This window comes from Motiliproteus sp. SC1-56 (assembly GCF_017309075.1).
GTDB lineage: Bacteria > Pseudomonadota > Gammaproteobacteria > Pseudomonadales > Balneatricaceae > Motiliproteus.
Genome location: NZ_JAEMGS010000011.1, coordinates 56,555 through 74,802, shown reverse-complemented (window position 1 = coordinate 74,802; position 18,248 = coordinate 56,555). Strand labels below are relative to the sequence as shown.

Here is an 18,248-nt window from a genome sequence, read left to right as displayed (position 1 = left end):
TATGGCGAAGATGCTGGCTTACGTTCAGGATGCCCGTCAGGCGCCGCGGGTTGAGGTGGCGCTTGAAGGGCGGGTGCGTTGCGCAGGCGGGCGCGAATCGTCGGCGAAACTCACCAACCTGTCCAGCAGCGGTGTCCGCCTGGAAGGGAGCCGGGCGCTGGTGGACACGATTCTGCCTAACCACGGTGGCGGTGAAGCACGCCGTCGCGCGGCCTCTGTCGAGCTGGAGTTCACGCTTGATGGCACCCAGGCGCAGGCGCCGATCCTGGTTCGCTGTCAGAGCGTCTACGTGCGCCGCATTGGTCGCGACTGGTTCCAGCTAGGGCTGCTTTATACGGCGATCGAGCCGGCTTCCCAGGCGCGCCTCTCCGGATTTATCCGCGAACGGCAACGCGAGGCCTAGCGCGACACACGCGAAGCTTAGAGCGACACACGCGCAGCTTAGAGCGACAGTGGGAAGCTGCGCGGCTCCGGCGCTTCGGGCGACGCCTCGACGCCGCTTAGGGGCACGAAGATCACCTGGTCCCGTCCTGACTCCTTGGCCATGTAAACCCCCTTGTCGGCACAGGCGACAATTCGGCGAGCACAGCGCTCGAGACTCGCGTTGTCATGGCTTTGCGGTGGGCAGGTTGAAATGCCAATGGAAAGGGTGACGGGGATGGCGACCCCGTCCTCGGAAAAGAAACTGGTCCCGCAGATGTGCTGCCGAATACTTTCCGCCACCGCCAGGGCACGATCATGGTCACAGCCGGGCAGTAAAACAGCGAACTCCTCGCCCCCGTAACGGGCAATAAAATCGGTCTGGCGCAGTTTCTGTTTGATCGACTGGGCCACGCGGCTCAGGACCCGGTCGCCGGTCTGGTGTCCGTGACTGTCGTTGATCTGCTTAAAGTGGTCCAAGTCCACGAACAGGCAGCTCAAGGGCTGGTTGTTGCGCCCGCTGCGAGAGATCTCGCGCACCAGCTCCTGGTCAAAGGCGCGGCGGTTGTTCACCTTGGTCAGCATGTCCACGATGCTGAGCCGCCGCAGGGTCTCCTGGTTGATGCAGTTTTCGATACAGACCGAGACGATCGAGGAGAGGTGGTTGATGTAATCGGTGGCCACGTGCTTGTTGTAGCGGCTGGCGTCGTTGCTGCCCAGGTGCAGGCTGCCGATGATCACGTTCTGGCGAACCAGGGGGAGCAGGGCGCAACTCATGATCCTCGGTTTGCCGGGAAAGGCGAAGGCCCGGGTGTCGTGGCTGGGAATACCGAGGTGGGTGCGTGGCTTGCCCGGATAGAGCTGGCGCAGGTGAGCGTAGGTTTCGGTGAATTCGAGGCTGGCGGCGCCGCTGGGAGGCTTGTACTCGCCGATCAGGTCACGGGCGGCGTGCTCCGGGTCGAACAGCACCAGGTTGACGGCATCCAGCTGGAAGTATTCGCGCAGGCTGATCAGAATCATGTCCAGCAGGTCCGCGAGGTTGCCGCAGGACAGCAGCCGCAGTTCTATTTCCTGGAAAGTGTGCAGCACGTCCCGGTTTCGCTCAGCCTTGCTGATAAGGACGTGGAGGGTGCGCTTTAAGCTGCGGTTCTCTTTTTCCAGCGGGTTCATACTGCATCGATGCCCTGAGTCACCGGTTGACATTACCACCCTGTCGGGAAAAAGCCCAGTACGGCCACGCAGGCTCAGCCACGTTCTGCGAGCACCCGTTCGACGGTTTCGACAATGGCCTGTGTCTGAGGGTCGACCTCGATATTGACCCGGTCCCCGATTTGGCGCCAGCCGAGGTTGGTTCGCTCCAGCGTTTCGGGGATCAGGTTGACGCAGAAGCGGTCGCCCTCAACCTCGCCGATGGTGAGGCTGACTCCGTCAATGCCGATATAACCTTTGGTAAACAGGTAGCGGTGCCAGGGGGCGGGTACCTGGAACCAGAGTTGCCGGTTGTTTTCGGTATCGATTCGGTCACAGACGGGGGCCGTGCAGACGATATGGCCGGACATGGCGTGGCCGCCGATGTCGTCGCCGAAACGGGCGGCACGCTCCACGTTAACCCGGTCTCCAATCTTTAGCGTGCCCAGGTTGGTCACCTTGAGCGTCTCCTGCATCAGGTCGAAACGTACCCGGTCGTCTTGAATATCGGTGACTGTCAAGCAACAGCCGTTGTGCGCGACGGAGGCGCCGGTGACGAGCCCCGGTAACAGTTCGCCGGGAAGTGCCAGGGTATGGGTGCGCAACCCTGGCTTTTCTTCGAGGGCGACAATTTCAGCGGTGCCCTGGACAATCCCGGTAAACATGAATGGTTGCTCCTGTAGCTGGCTGCTAAGCTTTTTTGCATCGTTGCGCCATTTTATGAGGTTGGGTAAACAATGGAAAGCCAAGGAAAAACCAAAGTGGTGCTGGTTACCGGGGCCACTGGATTTATCGGCTCCCACCTTATCGATTCACTGCTCGCTGATGGTCATGACGTATGGGGGGTAAGCCGCTCCCCCTCGAAGCTGAAAAAACGCTGGGGAAAAGGGGTTCGTGCCTTGGATTCATTGCAGCAAGTGCCGGAAAGCCAGCCCATCGACGTGATCTTCAACCTGGCCGGTGCCCCCATCCTGGACCGGCGCTGGAGCGAGGCGCGCAAGCAGGAACTTTACGATAGCCGGCTGAAAACCACCGAGGCGGTGCTGGGGCTGATCGAACGGCTGTCGGGTCCTGCGCCGACGCTGATCAGCGGCTCGGCGGTGGGGTTTTACGGCTCCCAGGTCGATGACCTGAAGCGAGGCGAGGGGGCCCAGCCTTCTCACTGCTTTGCGCACAAGCTCTGTCACGACTGGGAGCAGAAAGCCTTACAGGCTGAAAACCTGGGCGCACGGGTCTGTCTTTCCCGGACGGGGATTGTGCTGGGTGGCGACGGCGGCGCTCTGAAGCGCATGCTGCTGCCCTTCAAGCTGGGGCTCGGCGGCCCGATCGGAAGTGGCAAGCAGTGGTTTTCCTGGATCCATATTGACGACATGGTGGCGGTGTTGCGTTTTCTGATGGAGCGGGAGACCCTCGCCGGTGCTTTCAACGCCACGGCCCCGGAACCGGTAACCAATGAAGTTTTTACCCGGGAGCTTGCCGCCCGCTTGAAGCGTCCCGCGCTGTTCCGTGTTCCCGCCCCGGTATTGAACCTGTTGTTGGGGGAGGGCGCGGAGTTGCTGGTGGAAGGTCAGCGGGTGGTCCCTGCGCGCCTGGAAGAGGCGGGGTTTGAATTCCGCTACCGAACGCTGGAAAGGGCTCTTGCCGCAGCGGTCAAGGGCGGATAAAAGATTGCCGGGCTAGCGCCGGCGGCGCCGGCGCAGGCGGTCCACCTGGCTCAGCAACAGATCTCCCATCCAGGGGTCGTCGTCGACTCCGCTGAGACTGTGTTCCAGGTTGCGCAGAAGGTAGCTGAGGGTGGGGTCCTGGGCATTGATCTCCAGGTCGGAAAAGCTGCCGATCGCCTGCTCAGGCCAGCTGTACTTTGCCCATTGGATGAGGGCCCGTGTCGCACCTTCCGGGTCGTTTTGCCGGCAGGCGTGGGCGAGGGCGTTGAACGCATGCGCCTCTTCTTCACGATAGTCCGCCTGGGCGTTGGCCTGGCGTTGCGTTTGCAGCTCCTCACGTGCTTGCGCCAGCAACGCTTCAGTCTGTCTGAGCTTGCTTCGACTCAAGGACCAGCCTGCTGCGCAGATCAGCCCGATCAGGGCCCAAAGCCAGGCACTCCACTGTCCCCCGACAAAACTGCCGGCAGCGGCTTCCGAGGGAGCCGCGGGGCGTGCCTCGCTGGGGGCCGATTCCGACTCGGTGTCAACAAATCCCTCGATCACCAGGTTGGTGGCGGCGAGTTCTGAGCGTTCCGGGCGCTCGCGGACGCTGTCCCACCAATCCAGCGCCAGGCTGGGGAGGGTGACCGGGCCGGGGCGGGTAAAGAGCAGGCCAATATCCATCTCCAGGCGGCTGACCAGGGTTCCGTTGCGGGTGTCCTGGGTCCTGCGTACCGGCTGGGGAAACACTCGTACACCTTCCGGTGCTTCAAGGGACGGCACGGGAAGCCAGCTGGCGGGAATGCCGTGGGCCTCGATTGTGATCGTGCGGTTGAGGGTGTCTCCGGCGCGCAGGTTCTGCGGCGGTTGGGCCCATTGTTGGCTGAGGCGCAGTTCGGTGGCTGCAAGCCAGGGTTCGACGCTTTCGGCTGGGGGCGGTAACACCTCAAGGCTCAGGGGTTCGGTTTTCAGGCGGAGCCCTTCGGCAGAGCCCGAGGGCGCAACGCCCTCAAATTCGATGGGGGGAATTTCAAACGTTCCGGCATGCTCGGCCAGGAGCAGGTAGTGCTGCTCGATGGTGCGGTACGCTTGACCGTCGACCGTCTCCTGTCCGTGGTGAGGTTCGCCGAGGGCCTCGATATGCAGCCCCTCGACGCTCGGTTCGGTGAGTTCCGCATGGCTGAGTGGCACGGCATAGTGGAGCCGGACTCGAAGCTGGTTGGGGGTGCGGCTGTACACCAGCGTTTCCAGCAGCTCGACGCTTAAGCGCACGGAGTTTTTTGAAGGCGTCGAAAGGGCCGGTTTCTGGGCGCCAGGCGTGGCCTGATATCGAAACAGCGGGCTGCGCTCATAGCCCACGACCAGGGGGGGGATGGTCAGGGTGCCGGTAGTGCGGGGCTTAAGCTGTAAGTTCCAACGGTGGGTGTAGAGGCTTTGACCGCCTTGAAAGCTGGAGCGGGAACTGTGTCGCTGGCTGAGGATTTCAAACTGGTTCTTTACCGGGGCTAAATCCAGGCTCGATATCGGGCGGGACTGGGTAGCTTCGATCACCAGTTCGAACGCGGTGCCGGCCGGCCCCGAATCGCGTTCGGCATTGAGTTGAACCTCGGCCAAGGCCAGAGAGGGGAGCAACAGCAGGGGCAAACAACGGGTCAGCATTCGGGTCCTGGGGGCGACGCCTGACTCTCAGCCGCGAGCGGTGAAAAGTACAGCGGGTGTTAAGGTCGGCAAATGCGGAGGATTTTATCCCGCCCCCCCGGGGTTGAGCAAACCCCGGGGGCGAACGGCCACTCCTTTGATTTATGTCGTGCGGTGGTTGATCGAAAACGGCTTATGCGCGGGGGCGCGATGTGGGTGGGGGTTGCAGTTCATCCCGGGTGCAGCTCGTTACCTCGCCCCGCGGGTCGCGAACCAGAAACCGGCCACCGGTTTCGGCCACGACTTCACCCAGAAATCCCTGCAGGTGCATCTGACTGTCGCAATAGCCGGTTACCACGAAGACCTCCGTTCCTCTGGTTACGGTAAACATAGACGCCTCCTGTATCGCTTTGTCTGCACACAGTATTGCAGCCGGCACGTACATTTGCCCCGAGAGTTGTATGGTTTTTTGCGCGGGCGCAAGACGTAGCCCGAATTGATGTGCTGCGCAAGGGGTTCAGAGTCCGCCGTAAGCTTTCAGTAAAGTGTCGAGCTCCTCCCGGGTTGCGGCCAGGTTATCCTGAAATACCAGGGAAAACTCCTGGCAGGCTTGGCGTTGGCGCTCGTTTAGGCTTTGGTTGAGACCGACCAGTCCCGGTGCGCCCAGCAGGCTGGCGATACCGCGGCTGTTCTCCTCCAACAGTTGCTGTACCTGGGGCGATTGGAACAGTGCCTCGAATCCGGCACGGTGTTCCTCCCTGAGCCTGTCCAGCAGCCAGCGCCGGGCTGCCTCCAGGTTGTGGGGGCTGGCCGCTGAAGCCCCGCATGGGGTGGCGTCGAGTTTTTGCAGTTGGTCGGTGTAGATCAGGTACTCGACGCTGAGAAAACGGAGCTGTTCAAGTACGCTTGGCTGAGCCTGTGCGTTAGCAGTGTTTGCTGTCAGGCAGACGAATAGCGCCGTAGTCGCCAGCATGTTTTTGGTCATGAAGCCCCCTCCCGGTAAAAATCGCCATTTTAACAACAGCGGCCTTGCGCTGGACAGGTGGCTTAGCGCACAGGAAGGTCTGGGTCGCCCGAGGCGCGGGAGGGTTGGCCTGCCGTGGCTTGCTTGAGCGAGGTAGCGGCGAGCGGATGGGGCGGCATCAGCAGGGCAAAGCCCATCGTTTCAAGCTGGCGGCAAAACGCGGGCATGGGCGGGATCGGGCCACCGTAGGCAAAACGCTTGCCGGGGAATTGGCGCTTGAATGCCGTTACCCAGCGGGCGGTGCAGTCCAGGTCATGGCAATCCAGCTCAAGAATCAACACATCGGCCTGTTTTCCCCACTGGCAAATGGGGCGAAACCGCTGTTCTATGGCGTCATCACTGGGGGCAGGGCCGAGGCTGCCGGTTCTGGCCAGGATCAGCGTCCCCGCGTCGAGTACATCCGCGGCCAGGTGGGCGGCGATGAGACGCTTGATCATCAGCTCCGGGTTCAGGGGCTTGAGGGAGGCATCAGGCTGCAGGCTGCTGGAGTCCAGAATCACCCCCGCTGCGCCGGCGGCAATCAGCTCCAGCACGGCCTGGTAGATGTCCAGTGAAGAGTCAAGCCGCACCCCGGTATCGGCGACAAGGGGGGGCTGCTCGGCAATGGTTGCCGCGCCGCCTTCGCGGTGAGCCGCGCGATGGAGGGCACCGGAAATTCGTTTGATCCGCGTAAGCAAGGGCGCTTCCTGTACGCCGTTCGCGGACGGGGCCAGCGCTTCGTGGTCGTCTACCAGGCTGATGGTAGCCCTTTTCTCCTGCAGGCAGGAAAGCACCTGGCCTGCGCTGCGTACGAGCGCAACCGGAACCGGCGTGGACGGTGTGCTCGTCTCCATGAGTTGGCAGAAGCGCCGGGCACCGGCTCGGGCGCGTTCAAGATCCGGCCTGGAAGGTGGCACCAGGCGCACCACGTCTTCGGCCTGGTAGGGGCGTTGTTGCGCGCGCCAGGAGGGCGTCTGCGCCCAGCGGGCCTCGATCCTTGAGATCGCATCGTGGCGATTGAGGTGGGCGTGAACCATGGACCCTCCCTTGCGTATGCTTTACCGGCGCCTGGGCCGTCAGGTCGAATAATGGGGTGCTCAGGGTATGCTGTCAAAGCTAATGTTGCGGCGCGAAGTGGCAGGTGAGTCCACAGGAATGGATAATCCACGAGGGCTGTAAAGAAACTACAAGAAGGCGAATACTGCGCCGCACAATAAGTGCTCTTGGATGTGGGAGTTAGCGGACGCTTGTCCGGAAAGCGGCCCTTGTGCGGCGACATTTGTCATTTTTTACAAAGGGCGCGGACGAGGCTTTTTATAACAAAATTTTATAAACGCCGTGACCACGGGTAGCCGCTCAAGTTAGTCGCTTGGGGCACAACGCGCGGGCCAAGCGGCGCGTTAACGGCGGCTGCGTTGCACGGCGCTGAGAATACCGCGCAGCATCTTGAGCTCGTTAACCTCCGGGCGGGCGCGGTTGAACAGGCGCTGTAGCTTGGTCAGGGTGTTGCCCGGGTGTTGAGGCACCAGAAAGTCGATCTCCCGCAGGGTCTGTTCCAGGTGCTGGTAAAAATGGGCCATCTCCGCCTGGGGCGGAAAGGGACCCTCGTTCTCAGGCGTGGGAACGTTCGCGCCCTGAGCGGCCTGCCAGATCTCGTAACAGACGATCTGTACCGCTGCGCTGACGTTCAGCACCGGGTAGGCTGGATCGGCGGGGATGGCCAGGTGAAAGTGGCACTGGCGCAGCTCATCATTGTGCAGCCCCATCCGCTCACGGCCGAAGACAACCGCGACCGGCCCCTGTGCCGCTTCGCGCACCACCTTCTCACCGCAGCTGCGGGCGTCCAGCATGGGCCAGGGCAACGAGCGGCTGCGGGCGCTGGTGCCGATCACCAGGGGGCAGTCGGCGATAGCCTCTTCCAGGGTGTTGACGACCCGGGCCTGTTCCAGAATGTCGGTGGCTCCGGCGGCCCGTGCGGTCGCTTCCGGATCGGGATAGCAGCGGGGGGCGACGAGGTAAAGCTGGCTCAGCCCCATGGTTTTGAGGGCGCGGGCGGCGGCGCCGATATTGCCGGGGTGGAAGGTGTTGGTGAGCACGATGCGGATGTTGGCGAGCATGACCGAAGCGAGTCCTGGTAGCAGTGGCTAAGTTGGAGTTGGTGGGTTGGCAGGTTTAACCCTGTGCCCGGGTGTCGTTCTTTGAGTGGCAGTGCTGGGAAAACGCACCGAGGTCCTGCAAAAAGGCATCCCGACAGGCCCCGAGATGGGGGGAGTGGTCGGCCTCGGGGTAGCGTATCAGGCGGCTGCCTGGAATCTGGCTCTGTACCCAGCGCGCCACCGCCGGTCCGTAAAACTGGCTGCGATCCCCGTAGATCAGTAGGGTCGGCACCGCGATGCGGGACAGGATCGGGCGCAGGTCCGCCTGGGTCAGGCTCTCCCAACACTGGGTTAGCAGTTCGCTGGGCAGGCCGGCCAGATACTCCTGCAGCCGTTTCAGGTAACGGGTTTTGGGTAACGGGGCGGGGTCGTCGAGGCGAGCGCAGATCAGTCGGGTGACGGCTTCTGGAAAGTGGGTTCTCAGCCGCTGGATAAACGCCTTGTTGCGGGCCGGGCTGAAGTCGCCGTAAACCCCCAGCGACCAGTCGGGACCGGTGAGCAGCCGGGGGCTTTGATCGAGAATGCAGAGTCCGGTGAGGCGCTCGCAGCCGTAACGGCCTATATAGGCCCAGGCGGTGAGCGCTCCCATGGAGTGCCCCACGACCAAGGCCCCTGTCGGCGCTTCAAGGGACAGCAGTTCGTGCAGGTCCCGGGCCATGCGGTCCAGGCTCATTTGCTCGCTGTCGCTACCGAGGGTTGCGTCGTGGCCCCGGGCGGTCCAGCAAATGACGCGAAACCGTTCCGCCAATGCTTGTGCATAGGGCAGCCACTCCGCGGCCCCTGAGGACCACCCGTGAAGAAACAGGAGCGTGGGCCCCTGGCCCAGGACCCGGTAGCTGACCCGGGCTTGGTCCGAGGTGTCCAGAATCTTCAGGGCGGCCACGGATGCGCTCAGATGGCCCGGGCCTGATCCACGGCGTTGCCGATGTAGTTCTGCGGGGTCAGGTCGCGGATCGCGGCCTTCGCCTCTTCAGGCAATTCGAGGGTTTCCACGAACGCGTCCAGTGTCTCTCGGGTAATGGTTTTGCCACGGGTGAGCGCCTTGAGCTTCTCGTAAGGCTCGGCAATGCCGTAGCGGCGCATGATCGTCTGAATGGGCTCGGCCAGCACTTCCCAGCTGTTGTCGAGATCTTCCTCGAGTCGCGCGGCGTTGACCTGCAGCTTGCTGATACCCTTGAGGGTGGCCTGATAGGCGATCAGGCTCTGGCCAAAGCCAACCCCGAGGTTGCGCAACACGGTGGAGTCGGTGAGGTCACGCTGCCAGCGCGAGATCGGCAGTTTGGTCGCCAGGTGCGCCATGATGGCGTTGGCAATACCCAGGTTGCCCTCGGAATTCTCGAAATCGATGGGGTTGACCTTGTGGGGCATGGTGGAGGAACCCACCTCGCCGGCGATGGTCCGCTGCTTAAAGTAGCCCAGGGAGATGTAGCCCCAGATGTCCCGGTCGAAATCGATCAGGATGGTGTTGAAGCGGGCTACCGCGTCGAAGAGTTCGGCGATGTAGTCATGGGGCTCGATCTGGGTGGTGTAAGGATTCCAGGTCAGTCCGAGGCTCTCGACGAAGGCCTGGGCATTGGCCTGCCAGTCGATCGCAGGGTAGGCGCTGAGATGGGCGTTGTAGTTACCCACGGCGCCGTTGATCTTACCCAGCAGTTCCACCTCTTTGACTTGGTTCAGCTGGCGGCGCAGACGGGCTACGACGTTGGCCATTTCCTTACCCAGGGTGGTGGGGGAGGCGGTCTGTCCGTGGGTGCGCGACAGCATGGGCTGATCGGCAAATGTCCGGGCCAGCTCGGCGATGGCCTCAACCACCTGTTCCATCTGCGGAACAACCACCTGGTCGCGGCTGGTGCGCAGCATCAGGGCGTGGGAGAGGTTGTTGATGTCTTCAGAGGTGCAGGCGAAGTGGACGAACTCGCTGACCGCCTCGAGCTCGGCGTTGCCCTGGAATTTCTCCTTGATGAAGTACTCAACCGCCTTAACGTCGTGGTTGGTGGTGCTCTCAATGGCTTTCACCCGTTCCGCATCGGCTTCGCAGAAGTTGGCGACGATGTTGTCCAGCAGGTGATCGGCGTCGGCGCTGAACGCGGGCACTTCGCTGATTCCGGGGTGCCGGGCCAGTTGTTGCAGCCAGCGAATCTCTACCTCGACACGAAAACGAATCAGGCCATATTCACTGACAATCGGGCGCAGGGCGGCGGTTTTGCTGCCGTAGCGGCCGTCGACCGGAGACAGGGCGGTAAGGGCGGAAAGCTGCATGGACACTCTCACTTTGAAAAGGCTGAAAAAATTGAGCGCAGATTATACACGAAAGCGCCGCGGGGGAGCAGGCCGGCGGCGCCCTTAGGGGGAAAGTTTTAGCGCCGGCAGTCGAGAATCCGTTGCGCAGCCTTGGCGACCCGGCTGCGGAAAAACAGCAGGTGCCAGCGGCGCCCGCCCACCTGGCGCCAGAGAATGGCGGCACGGATGCCGGCCAGCAGCAGGGCCCGGATTTTGTCGGCGTTGTCGTTGTTCTGCAGGTTGCGGGGCTCTCCGGTCACCTGGATTCGAAAGCTGAAGGTGCTCAGGGTCTCCTGGTAGAGGCCGGCGATATTGGCGATCACCTTGGGGTGGGTGTAGCGCGCGGGGCCTTCATCGGGCGCCTGGGCGTCGTCGAAAAATCGCGACTGCTGCTGGATCTGGTCGAGCCGTTGCCCGATCTTATCCAGCATCTGGGGCGTTTTGTTCAGCCGGGCCTCCAGGTGGAGCATGCTCAGGGCATAGCGGGTCAGCTCTTTGCCCTGGCTCTGGCGCTTGTCGCCGAGTTCCAGCAGGCTTTTGAGCCCCAGGCTCAAGTTGTAGGGGAGTTCCTCGCGGCCGCCGAAGACGTCTTCCGTGGCTTTGGGGGAGGTGACGAAGATGCTGTTGATGGAGGCTTCAAAGCTGTTCTGTGGAATCAGCCCCCGACGGGCAACCTGGTCTACCAGGGAGGCGGCCTGGAAAACGCCGGCCAGGGCGATCGCCTGCTCGTCAAACGTGCGTGACATGAATTACAAATCTCTAACCTTGGTGATTGAGCTTCACATCATAACCTAATCCCGACGACTTGCCTTCCCGCGCCGGGGCGGCCGTCGGTTGCTTGGCGTTCCTTGTCGGTTCCTTCCAGTCTTGGGAGTCTGGGCCAGGTGAACGGATTCCAGGCGCCCTTCGCCCGGAGCCAATCCGAATACCGTCCAGTTGCCGATCGCAATGCGCACCAGGCGCAGGGTGGGAAATCCTACCGCCGCGGTCATGCGCCTTACCTGCCGGTTACGCCCTTCGCGGATTTTTAGCTCCAGCCAGGAGGTGGGCTCATTTTGGCGTTTGCGGATGGGCGGGTGGCGGGGCCAGAGGTCGGGGGCGTCGATCCGTTGCGCCTTGGCCGCCCGTGTCGGGCCGTCCTTGAGCGCGACGCCCTTGCGCAGCTGTGCCAAAGCAGCGTCGTCAATCACGCCGGCAACCTGGACCCAGTAGGTTTTTTCCAGTTTGAAGCGCGGATCGGCAATCTGCTGCTGGAGCCCGCCGTGGTCGGTGAGCAACAACAGGCCTTCGGAGTCGAAATCAAGCCGCCCGGCAGGATAGATGCCGGGGGTGTCGATATAATCGGCGAGCGTGGCGCGCCCCTGGTCGTCGGTGAACTGGGTGAGGACCCGAAAGGGTTTATTGAACAGGTAAAGCTGAGGCATTGGATCAGGCCGGAAATCGTGTCGGGGGTCATGGCGAAGCTGGCTTAGGTGCGCCCACAGCATACCATAGCCCGACTCCTTCGCTGCGAAGCGGCTTGATTGGGCAACAGACCCGAGCAGCTGTACGGGTGGCGCGCTCGAGGGGTAAGCTTGATCTGTGTGAGTCAAGGCGGAGTCTGGGCCAGGGGCTTGTTGAGGCGCCGGGTGTGGAAACGTCCGTTGCGGAACTGTCAGTTAAGGGAACGAGAACGCATGGAGTTGATGGAGGGGGGATTTGATGGGCTGAACCTGCTGGCCCTGGTTTGGTTCCTGTTGTGCCTGAACGGCTATGCCTGGTTTGCGGCCTATCGAGCGCGCACCACGCCCTGTCTGGCAAGCGTGCTGCATCTCTACCGAACCGACTGGATGCGGCGCATGCTGTCCCGGGATACCCGTATCGCCGACACCTCGGTGATTGCCAACCTGGAACGTGGGGTGGCTTTTTTCGCCTCTAGCACCATGCTGGTGCTGGCCGGGCTGCTGACGGTGCTGGGGGCCTCGGAAGAGGCGATCGCGGTGGTGTCAGACCTGCCCCTGGTCTCCCCGCCCACCAAGCTTGAGTGGGAGCTGAAACTGTTGGTGCTGATCGGGCTGTTCGTCTACGCCTTCTTTAAGTTCACCTGGAGTCTGCGCCAGTACGGCTTCTGTTCGGTGCTGATCGGCAGTGCCCCCACACCCCAGGAAAACCCCACCGAGTCGGAGCGCCACGCCTTTACCGAGCGCAGCGCCCGCATCATCTCCATGGCGGCCAATAACTTTAATTTCGGACTCCGTGCCTGCTACTTCAGCCTGGCGCTGCTGGGCTGGTTCATCAACGCCTGGGTGATGATGCTGCTCTGCGCCGGCGTGGTGTACGTGCTCTATCACCGTGAGTTTCGCTCATCGACCCTGCGTACCCTCAAAGAGAGTGTCGCCGACGGCGCGACCGTGGACGTCAACTGAATTAAGCTGAAACGGCTGGCTTGAAAACCGATCCGCTGCCCCCATCTACCTTTGCAGCCTTACCAATGGAACCGCTGATTGGGTAGTTGATATGACCACTGAAACACAAAAAGAGACGCTTGGTTTTCAAACAGAAGTGAAGCAGTTGCTGCACTTGATGATCCACTCGCTCTATTCCAACAAGGAAATCTTCCTGCGCGAGCTGGTGTCGAATGCATCCGATGCCGCCGACAAACTGCGCTTTGCCGCACTGAGTGACGACAGCCTCTATGACGGCGACAGCGACCTCAAGATCCGCATCGAGCATGATGCCGAGAACAAGCAGATCCGAGTCAGCGACAACGGCATCGGCATGACCCGTGACGAGGTGATCGAACACCTGGGCACCATTGCCAAGTCCGGTACGGCTGAATTCCTCTCCCGCCTGACCGGGGACGAGAAGAAAGACTCCCAGCTTATCGGCCAGTTCGGCGTCGGCTTCTATTCGTCCTTTATCGTTGCCGACCGGGTGGAAGTGCTGACCCGCAAGGCCGGCGCGCCTGCCTCCGAGGGGGTGCACTGGGAGTCCACCGGTGAAGGTGAATTCAACGTCGGGACCGTGGAAAAAGCCCAGCGCGGCACCACCATCATTTTGCACCTCAAAGAGGATGAACAGGAGTTCGCCGACGGCTGGCGCCTGCGCAGCCTGGTGCGCAAGTACTCCGATCACATCTCCCTGCCGGTCGAGATGCTCAAGGAGAATCACGGTGAAGACAAGGAGAAGTCCGAACCCGAGTGGGAGACTGTAAACCACGCGACCGCGCTCTGGACCCGCCCCCGCAGCGAGGTGAGCGATGAGGAGTACAAAGAGTTCTACAAGCACGTTTCCCACGACTTCCAGGATCCACTGAGCTGGAGCCACAACAAGGTCGAGGGCAAGTTGGAGTACACCAGCCTGCTCTACGTTCCCAGCAAGGCTCCCTTTGACCTGTGGAACCGGGACGGAGTCCGCGGCCTGAAACTGTATGTGCAGCGGGTTTTCATCATGGACGAGGCCGAGCAGTTCCTGCCTCTTTACCTGCGCTTTATCAAGGGGGTGGTGGACTCCAACGATCTTTCTCTGAATGTCTCCCGGGAAATCCTGCAGAAGGACCCTGCTATCGACTCCATGCGCGGCGCCCTGACCAAACGGGTGCTGGACATGCTCGGCAAACTCGCCAAGAAGGACCCCGAGGCCTACGGTGCGTTCTGGAAGGAGTTCGGCCAGGTGCTCAAGGAAGGCCCGGCGGAAGACTTTGCCAACCGCGAGAAAATCGCCAAGTTGCTGCGCTTTGCCAGCACCCACAGCGACAGCAGCGAGCAGAGCGAGTCGTTGGACGCCTACATTGAACGTATGAAGGACGGTCAGGACGCCATCTATTACGTGGTGGCCGACAGTCACACCACGGCCAAGAACAGCCCCCACCTGGAGATCTTCCGCAAGAAGGGGATCGAGGTGTTGCTGCTCTCCGACCGTGTAGACGAGTGGCTGATGAGCAATCTCCACGAATATGACGGCAAGTCGTTCAAGGATGTCGCCAAGGGCGACCTGGACCTTGGCAAGGTGGAAGACGAGGCAGAGAAGAAGCAGCACGAAGAGACCGCGAAGGCGTTCGATGATCTGGTCAAACGGGTCAAGGAAGCGCTGGGCGACCAGGTTAACGAGGTTCGCGTCACGCATCGCCTCGTGGATTCGCCGGCCTGTCTGGTGGTGGGTGAGCACGAAATGGGGGCGCAGATGCGCCAGATCATGGAAGCCGCAGGGCAGGCCGTGCCCGAAACCAAACCGACTTTCGAGATCAACCCCGAGCATCCGCTGGTAAAGAAGTTGGACAGCGAAACGATTGAAGATCGTTTCAAGGAGCTGACCCTGGTCCTGTTTGACCAGGCTAAGCTGGCCGAGGGCAGCAGTCTCGAGGATCCGGGCGCCTACGTGCGCCGCCTCAACCAGCTGCTGCTGGATCTGAGCCGCTAAACTGGGTGAATAGAACGGCGAAAGGGGTGATCATCGATCACCCCTTTTTTTGTGCTGGCTCTCGGGCAATGTATGATGGGCCAAGCTTATCCTGCACCGCAGCATGCATTCGGTCTGTTTTTGTTCTGGTCAATTTAATAAGGGGTTAGATTCATCCCCGCACCCAGTTAAGGAGCGCCACCTTGAGCACCAGCTATCTGAAACGGTTTTTCAAACCCCGGTCCATAGCCGTTTTCGGCGCATCGGAAAAGCCCAACAGCATGGGCGGTGTGGTCTTGCAGAATCTGATCGAAAGCGGCTACGAAGGTCACCTGATGGCAGTTAACAAGGCCGGCTACCAGGAGGTTTTCGGGGTTCCCTGCTACAGCGGCGTCAGTGAGCTGCCCAGCATGCCGGATTTGGCCATTATCTGTTCACCACCCCAGGCGGTGCCGGACATCATCCGTAAGCTCGGGGCCAGCCTGGTACGGGCGGCGATGGTGCTGACTGGGGGCCTCTCCCGTAGCCAGAACGACAGCCTCCAGCCGCTCAAAGATGCCATTCACGAGGCGGCTAAGCCCTACGGCATCCGGATTCTGGGGCCTGACTGCATGGGGCTGCTTGTGCCGGGGCAGAACATGAATGCCAGCTATTCCCACCTCAATATCCAGAAAGGGAAGGTGGCCTATATCGGCCAGTCGGGGATTCTCGGTACCGCGATGATCGACTGGGCCAATGGGCAGGGCATTGGTTTTTCCAACTTCCTGACCCTGGGCGGCAGCGTGGATGTCGACCTGCCCAGCGTGGTCGACTACTTGGCCACCGATCCTTATACCCAGGCGATCCTGGTGCAGGTGGACACTATCAGCCATTCGCGCCATTTCATCTCGGCGATTCGGGCCGCGGCCCGCAATAAACTGGTACTGGTGCTGAAGAACAGTATTACCTTTCACCTCGAAGACAAAAAGGCGCTGCTGCCCCAAGGCATTAATGATGCCGACCAGGTCTATGACGCCGTCCTGCGCCGGGTGGGGGTGGTGCGGGTAGAGACCACGGACGAACTCTTCGACGCCCTCGAAACCCTGACCACGATGAAACCGTTGCGGGGCGAGCGACTGGCTATCGTGGGGAACGGCATGGGCCCCAATTCCCTGGCGGCTGAGTGCCTGTTCCGCCATCAGGGTAAGCTCTCCCGCCTGCACGAAGATACCGTCAATAAGCTGGCCGAACTGTTGCCCGAGTTCTGGGACCGGCGCAACCCCGTGGATCTTAATGCCGATGCCACGCCGGCCCTTTTTGCCCAGGCGGTGGAGATCCTCAGCAAGGATCCGGATGTGGATGCGGTACTGGTGATTCATGCGCCAACCCGGCTGGCTCCCAGTTCGGAAACCGCAGATGCCGTGATCGAAGTGGCCAAGAAAACGCGCCGTAACGTGCTGACCAGCTGGATGGGGCGCAGTACGGCGATCGGTGCTCGCAACCGCTGCAACGAGGCTCATGTGGCCACCTACATCACCCCCGAAAAGGCGGTGGAAGCTTTCATGCACATGGTGGATTACCGGCGTAACCAGGAGGCGATGCGCCAGACCCCGATCGCCCTCAATCTGCAGAAAAACCGCCGCAGCCGGATGGTGGCACGGGAGCTGGTGAACAACGCCGTGTCCCGGGGGCGTGATTACCTGCGCCACGAGGAGGCCTGTCAGCTTTTGGAGTGCTATGACATTCCCGTCGCCAACTCTCATTACGCCACCGATATCGACGGGGTGGTGGAGATCGCCAAACACCTGGGCGGCTCAGTGGCGGTCAAGGCCCTGCACAGGGAGAACCGAAAGCCCTTCAGCTACGACCAGGGGGGCGGACAGCGCTGGCGGGACCTGGCCCTGGATCTTTACTCCATCAAAGAGGTAAAAGAGGCCGTCACCAAACTCGCGTACCGGGTTAGTGAACGCCACCCTGAAGAGGAGCTCAGGGGGTATTGTGTGCAGCAGATGAAGCGGGGCTTCCAGTCACTGCAAATCAGCGTGGGAGTGACCCGTGATCCTATTTTCGGTCCTCTGATTTTCTTTGGTGCCGGCGGTTACTCGGTGGATGTGCAGGCGGACCGCCAGGTTATGCTGCCGCCGTTGAATGAGAGCCTTGCCCGGCGGCTGATCAAGCAGTCGCGGATCCACCGCTTCCTCAAGGAGAACAGCTACCGGTTTAAGGAGGATATCGCGAACCTGTGCGAGCTCCTGGTGCATCTGTCGCAGATGGTGGTGGACCTGCCGGAAATCCGCGCGGTGGATATCAATCCTCTGCTGATCAACAAGCGGGGGCTGCTGGCGGTCGACGTGGCCGCGGCGATCGATGCGCCCGTTGCCACGTCGATTTCGCCGTACCCGGAAAACCTAAGTGAAACCCGTTACCTCAAACGCAGCGGTCGGGAGGTGATCTTGCGGCCGATCAAGGGCGAGGATGAACCCAATCACCTTGAGTTTTTCAAGAAGCTGAGCCCGGAGTCGATTCGCCTGCGGTACTTTTACAGCCGCGGTGAGCCGACCCATATCGAACTGGCCAACTGGACCCAGATCGATTATGACCGGGAGATGGCGTTTATCGCCACCACCCGCCGGGAGGACGGCGAGGGGTTCGAAACCCTGGGGGTGGCGCGTACCAGTACGGACCCGGACAACGTGCAGGCGGAGTTTGCGGTGGTGGTGCGTGATGACCTGCAGGGCGAGGGGTTGGGGGTGATGTTGATGCAGAAAATGATCGACTACTGCCGCCAGCGGGGTACCTTGCAGCTCATGGGATCAACACTGCCCAGCAACCTGGGCATGCAGACGCTCGCCAAGAAACTGGGCTTTGAAAACAGCTTCAACGCCGAGGAAGAGGTTGTTGAAATGAAGATGATGCTCAACGACCCTACCGAAGACTGGCAGTTCCATCGCCTGCAGCACTGATGTGTTGACGGTGCGGTGCTGCCCGGGGGCTTACATTTCCGGGCAGTACATCTGGTGCAGGGTGTTAATGACCCGGCTGGCGCTATCCCCGGCCAGCGAGTAGAAAATCGTCTGGGATTCGCGGCGGGTCTTGACCAGCCCGTCTCGACGCAGGACCGCCAAATGCTGGGACAGGGCCGACTGGCTGAGATCCAGGTGCTGGTTGAGTTCCGTTACCGACAGCTCCTTGCCGTCCAGGTGGCAGAGGATGAGCAAACGGTTTTCATTGGCCAACGCCTTGAGCAGTTGCGCCGCCTGGGATGCATTTTCCCGCATCTGGTCAATCGCAAGTGGTTGAGCTTGAGCAGCTACGGCCACGGTTTTTCTCCTCTCACCCAAATTAAACTTCCCAATTTACCAAACAAGCAGTATCGGCGAAATCGCCAGTAAGGAATAGGCTTATTCGAGTGATCTATATCAATAAGCAGAGATTAATAAAATCCTAGTTCCATTTGGGCATAATTTCCCCCGCTAAGCACACATTGTTTTTAAGCGTATTGCCGATGTCGGGCACCAGCTGCTCGGGATTGCTATGGTTAGCGCAGGGAGAGAGGAGTGCGGC

At 61.2% G+C, this 18,248-nt stretch carries 17 protein-coding genes; 5 read left to right on the top strand and 12 right to left on the bottom strand.

What is annotated here, in order from left to right:
• Window position 1: 1 nt before the first annotated feature.
• Entirely contained in the window at window positions 2–403 is a 402-nt protein-coding gene (locus tag JGZ97_RS13160) for a PilZ domain-containing protein (RefSeq protein ID WP_207063101.1), read from the top strand.
• Window positions 404–441: 38 nt separating this feature from the next.
• Here JGZ97_RS13160 and JGZ97_RS13155 read toward each other — a convergent pair whose 3' ends face one another.
• Both JGZ97_RS13155 and JGZ97_RS13150 read right to left on the bottom strand, forming a co-directional pair.
• Window positions 442–1,590, bottom strand: a complete 1,149-nt coding sequence (locus tag JGZ97_RS13155) for a sensor domain-containing diguanylate cyclase (RefSeq protein WP_207063100.1) — start codon at window positions 1,588–1,590, stop codon at window positions 442–444.
• 74 nt (window positions 1,591–1,664) lie between these two features.
• A complete protein-coding gene (locus JGZ97_RS13150) occupies window positions 1,665–2,273 on the bottom strand; it encodes a riboflavin synthase subunit alpha (RefSeq protein ID WP_207063099.1) in 609 nt (202 codons plus the stop codon).
• A gap of 72 nt (window positions 2,274–2,345) precedes the next feature.
• Between JGZ97_RS13150 and JGZ97_RS13145 the strand changes: the two genes are divergently transcribed.
• Window positions 2,346–3,272, top strand: a complete 927-nt coding sequence (locus tag JGZ97_RS13145; RefSeq protein WP_207063098.1) for a TIGR01777 family oxidoreductase — start codon at window positions 2,346–2,348, stop codon at window positions 3,270–3,272.
• A gap of 12 nt (window positions 3,273–3,284) precedes the next feature.
• Here the strand turns inward: JGZ97_RS13145 and JGZ97_RS13140 are convergent, their stop codons facing one another.
• From JGZ97_RS13140 to JGZ97_RS13100, 9 genes are all read right to left on the bottom strand, one after another.
• Complete coding sequence (locus JGZ97_RS13140; protein WP_207063097.1) at window positions 3,285–4,910, bottom strand: BatD family protein; 1,626 nt, start codon at window positions 4,908–4,910, stop codon at window positions 3,285–3,287.
• A 172-nt stretch (window positions 4,911–5,082) separates the two neighbouring features.
• Window positions 5,083–5,280 (bottom strand): hypothetical protein, encoded by a 198-nt coding sequence (locus tag JGZ97_RS13135; protein WP_207063096.1) that lies wholly within the window; start codon window positions 5,278–5,280, stop codon window positions 5,083–5,085.
• A gap of 126 nt (window positions 5,281–5,406) precedes the next feature.
• Entirely contained in the window at window positions 5,407–5,874 is a 468-nt protein-coding gene (locus tag JGZ97_RS13130) for a hypothetical protein (RefSeq protein WP_207063095.1), read from the bottom strand.
• 62 nt (window positions 5,875–5,936) lie between these two features.
• Window positions 5,937–6,929: a hypothetical protein gene (locus tag JGZ97_RS13125; RefSeq protein WP_207063094.1), complete on the bottom strand. Its 993-nt coding sequence runs from the start codon at window positions 6,927–6,929 to the stop codon at window positions 5,937–5,939.
• Window positions 6,930–7,292: 363 nt separating this feature from the next.
• Window positions 7,293–8,009, bottom strand: a complete 717-nt coding sequence (trmJ, locus tag JGZ97_RS13120) for a tRNA (cytosine(32)/uridine(32)-2'-O)-methyltransferase TrmJ (RefSeq protein WP_207063093.1) — start codon at window positions 8,007–8,009, stop codon at window positions 7,293–7,295.
• Window positions 8,010–8,064: 55 nt separating this feature from the next.
• The gene (locus JGZ97_RS13115) at window positions 8,065–8,931 is read right to left on the bottom strand and encodes an alpha/beta fold hydrolase (protein WP_207063092.1); all 867 of its coding nucleotides are present in this window, start codon (window positions 8,929–8,931) and stop codon (window positions 8,065–8,067) included.
• 8 nt (window positions 8,932–8,939) lie between these two features.
• A complete protein-coding gene (purB, locus tag JGZ97_RS13110; RefSeq protein ID WP_207063091.1) occupies window positions 8,940–10,307 on the bottom strand; it encodes an adenylosuccinate lyase in 1,368 nt (455 codons plus the stop codon).
• 98 nt (window positions 10,308–10,405) lie between these two features.
• Window positions 10,406–11,074, bottom strand: coding sequence for a high frequency lysogenization protein HflD (gene hflD / locus JGZ97_RS13105; protein WP_207063090.1), 669 nt, complete (start codon window positions 11,072–11,074; stop codon window positions 10,406–10,408).
• Between the two features lie 45 nt (window positions 11,075–11,119).
• Window positions 11,120–11,752 (bottom strand): pseudouridine synthase, encoded by a 633-nt coding sequence (locus tag JGZ97_RS13100; RefSeq protein ID WP_207063089.1) that lies wholly within the window; start codon window positions 11,750–11,752, stop codon window positions 11,120–11,122.
• A gap of 252 nt (window positions 11,753–12,004) precedes the next feature.
• Between JGZ97_RS13100 and JGZ97_RS13095 the strand changes: the two genes are divergently transcribed.
• The 3 genes from JGZ97_RS13095 (at window position 12,005) to JGZ97_RS13085 (ending at window position 17,647) form a co-directional block, all read left to right on the top strand.
• Entirely contained in the window at window positions 12,005–12,733 is a 729-nt protein-coding gene (locus tag JGZ97_RS13095) for a DUF599 domain-containing protein (RefSeq protein ID WP_207063088.1), read from the top strand.
• Window positions 12,734–12,824: 91 nt separating this feature from the next.
• Complete coding sequence (gene htpG / locus JGZ97_RS13090) at window positions 12,825–14,726, top strand: molecular chaperone HtpG (protein WP_207063087.1); 1,902 nt, start codon at window positions 12,825–12,827, stop codon at window positions 14,724–14,726.
• A gap of 182 nt (window positions 14,727–14,908) precedes the next feature.
• Window positions 14,909–17,647, top strand: a complete 2,739-nt coding sequence (locus JGZ97_RS13085) for a bifunctional acetate--CoA ligase family protein/GNAT family N-acetyltransferase (protein ID WP_207063086.1) — start codon at window positions 14,909–14,911, stop codon at window positions 17,645–17,647.
• A gap of 30 nt (window positions 17,648–17,677) precedes the next feature.
• Here the strand turns inward: JGZ97_RS13085 and JGZ97_RS13080 are convergent, their stop codons facing one another.
• Window positions 17,678–17,962 (bottom strand): metalloregulator ArsR/SmtB family transcription factor, encoded by a 285-nt coding sequence (locus JGZ97_RS13080; RefSeq protein ID WP_207063169.1) that lies wholly within the window; start codon window positions 17,960–17,962, stop codon window positions 17,678–17,680.
• Window positions 17,963–18,248 lie beyond the last annotated feature (286 nt).

Bases quoted from the DNA above. Each gene is read 5' to 3' on its own strand.
- JGZ97_RS13140 (WP_207063097.1), bottom strand. From the start codon at position 4,910: ATGCTGACCCGTTGTTTGCCCCTGCTGTTGCTCCCCTCTCTGGCCTTG.
- JGZ97_RS13130 (WP_207063095.1), bottom strand. From the start codon at position 5,874: ATGACCAAAAACATGCTGGCGACTACGGCGCTATTCGTCTGCCTGACA.
- JGZ97_RS13080 (WP_207063169.1), bottom strand. From the start codon at position 17,962: ATGCGGGAAAATGCATCCCAGGCGGCGCAACTGCTCAAGGCGTTGGCC.
- JGZ97_RS13155 (WP_207063100.1), bottom strand. From the start codon at position 1,590: ATGAACCCGCTGGAAAAAGAGAACCGCAGCTTAAAGCGCACCCTCCAC.
- JGZ97_RS13145 (WP_207063098.1), top strand. From the start codon at position 2,346: ATGGAAAGCCAAGGAAAAACCAAAGTGGTGCTGGTTACCGGGGCCACT.
- JGZ97_RS13150 (WP_207063099.1), bottom strand. From the start codon at position 2,273: ATGTTTACCGGGATTGTCCAGGGCACCGCTGAAATTGTCGCCCTCGAA.
- hflD (WP_207063090.1), bottom strand. From the start codon at position 11,074: ATGTCACGCACGTTTGACGAGCAGGCGATCGCCCTGGCCGGCGTTTTC.
- JGZ97_RS13135 (WP_207063096.1), bottom strand. From the start codon at position 5,280: ATGTTTACCGTAACCAGAGGAACGGAGGTCTTCGTGGTAACCGGCTAT.
- htpG (WP_207063087.1), top strand. From the start codon at position 12,825: ATGACCACTGAAACACAAAAAGAGACGCTTGGTTTTCAAACAGAAGTG.
- JGZ97_RS13160 (WP_207063101.1), top strand. From the start codon at position 2: ATGGCGAAGATGCTGGCTTACGTTCAGGATGCCCGTCAGGCGCCGCGG.
- JGZ97_RS13095 (WP_207063088.1), top strand. From the start codon at position 12,005: ATGGAGTTGATGGAGGGGGGATTTGATGGGCTGAACCTGCTGGCCCTG.
- purB (WP_207063091.1), bottom strand. From the start codon at position 10,307: ATGCAGCTTTCCGCCCTTACCGCCCTGTCTCCGGTCGACGGCCGCTAC.
- JGZ97_RS13125 (WP_207063094.1), bottom strand. From the start codon at position 6,929: ATGGTTCACGCCCACCTCAATCGCCACGATGCGATCTCAAGGATCGAG.
- trmJ (WP_207063093.1), bottom strand. From the start codon at position 8,009: ATGCTCGCCAACATCCGCATCGTGCTCACCAACACCTTCCACCCCGGC.
- JGZ97_RS13100 (WP_207063089.1), bottom strand. From the start codon at position 11,752: ATGCCTCAGCTTTACCTGTTCAATAAACCCTTTCGGGTCCTCACCCAG.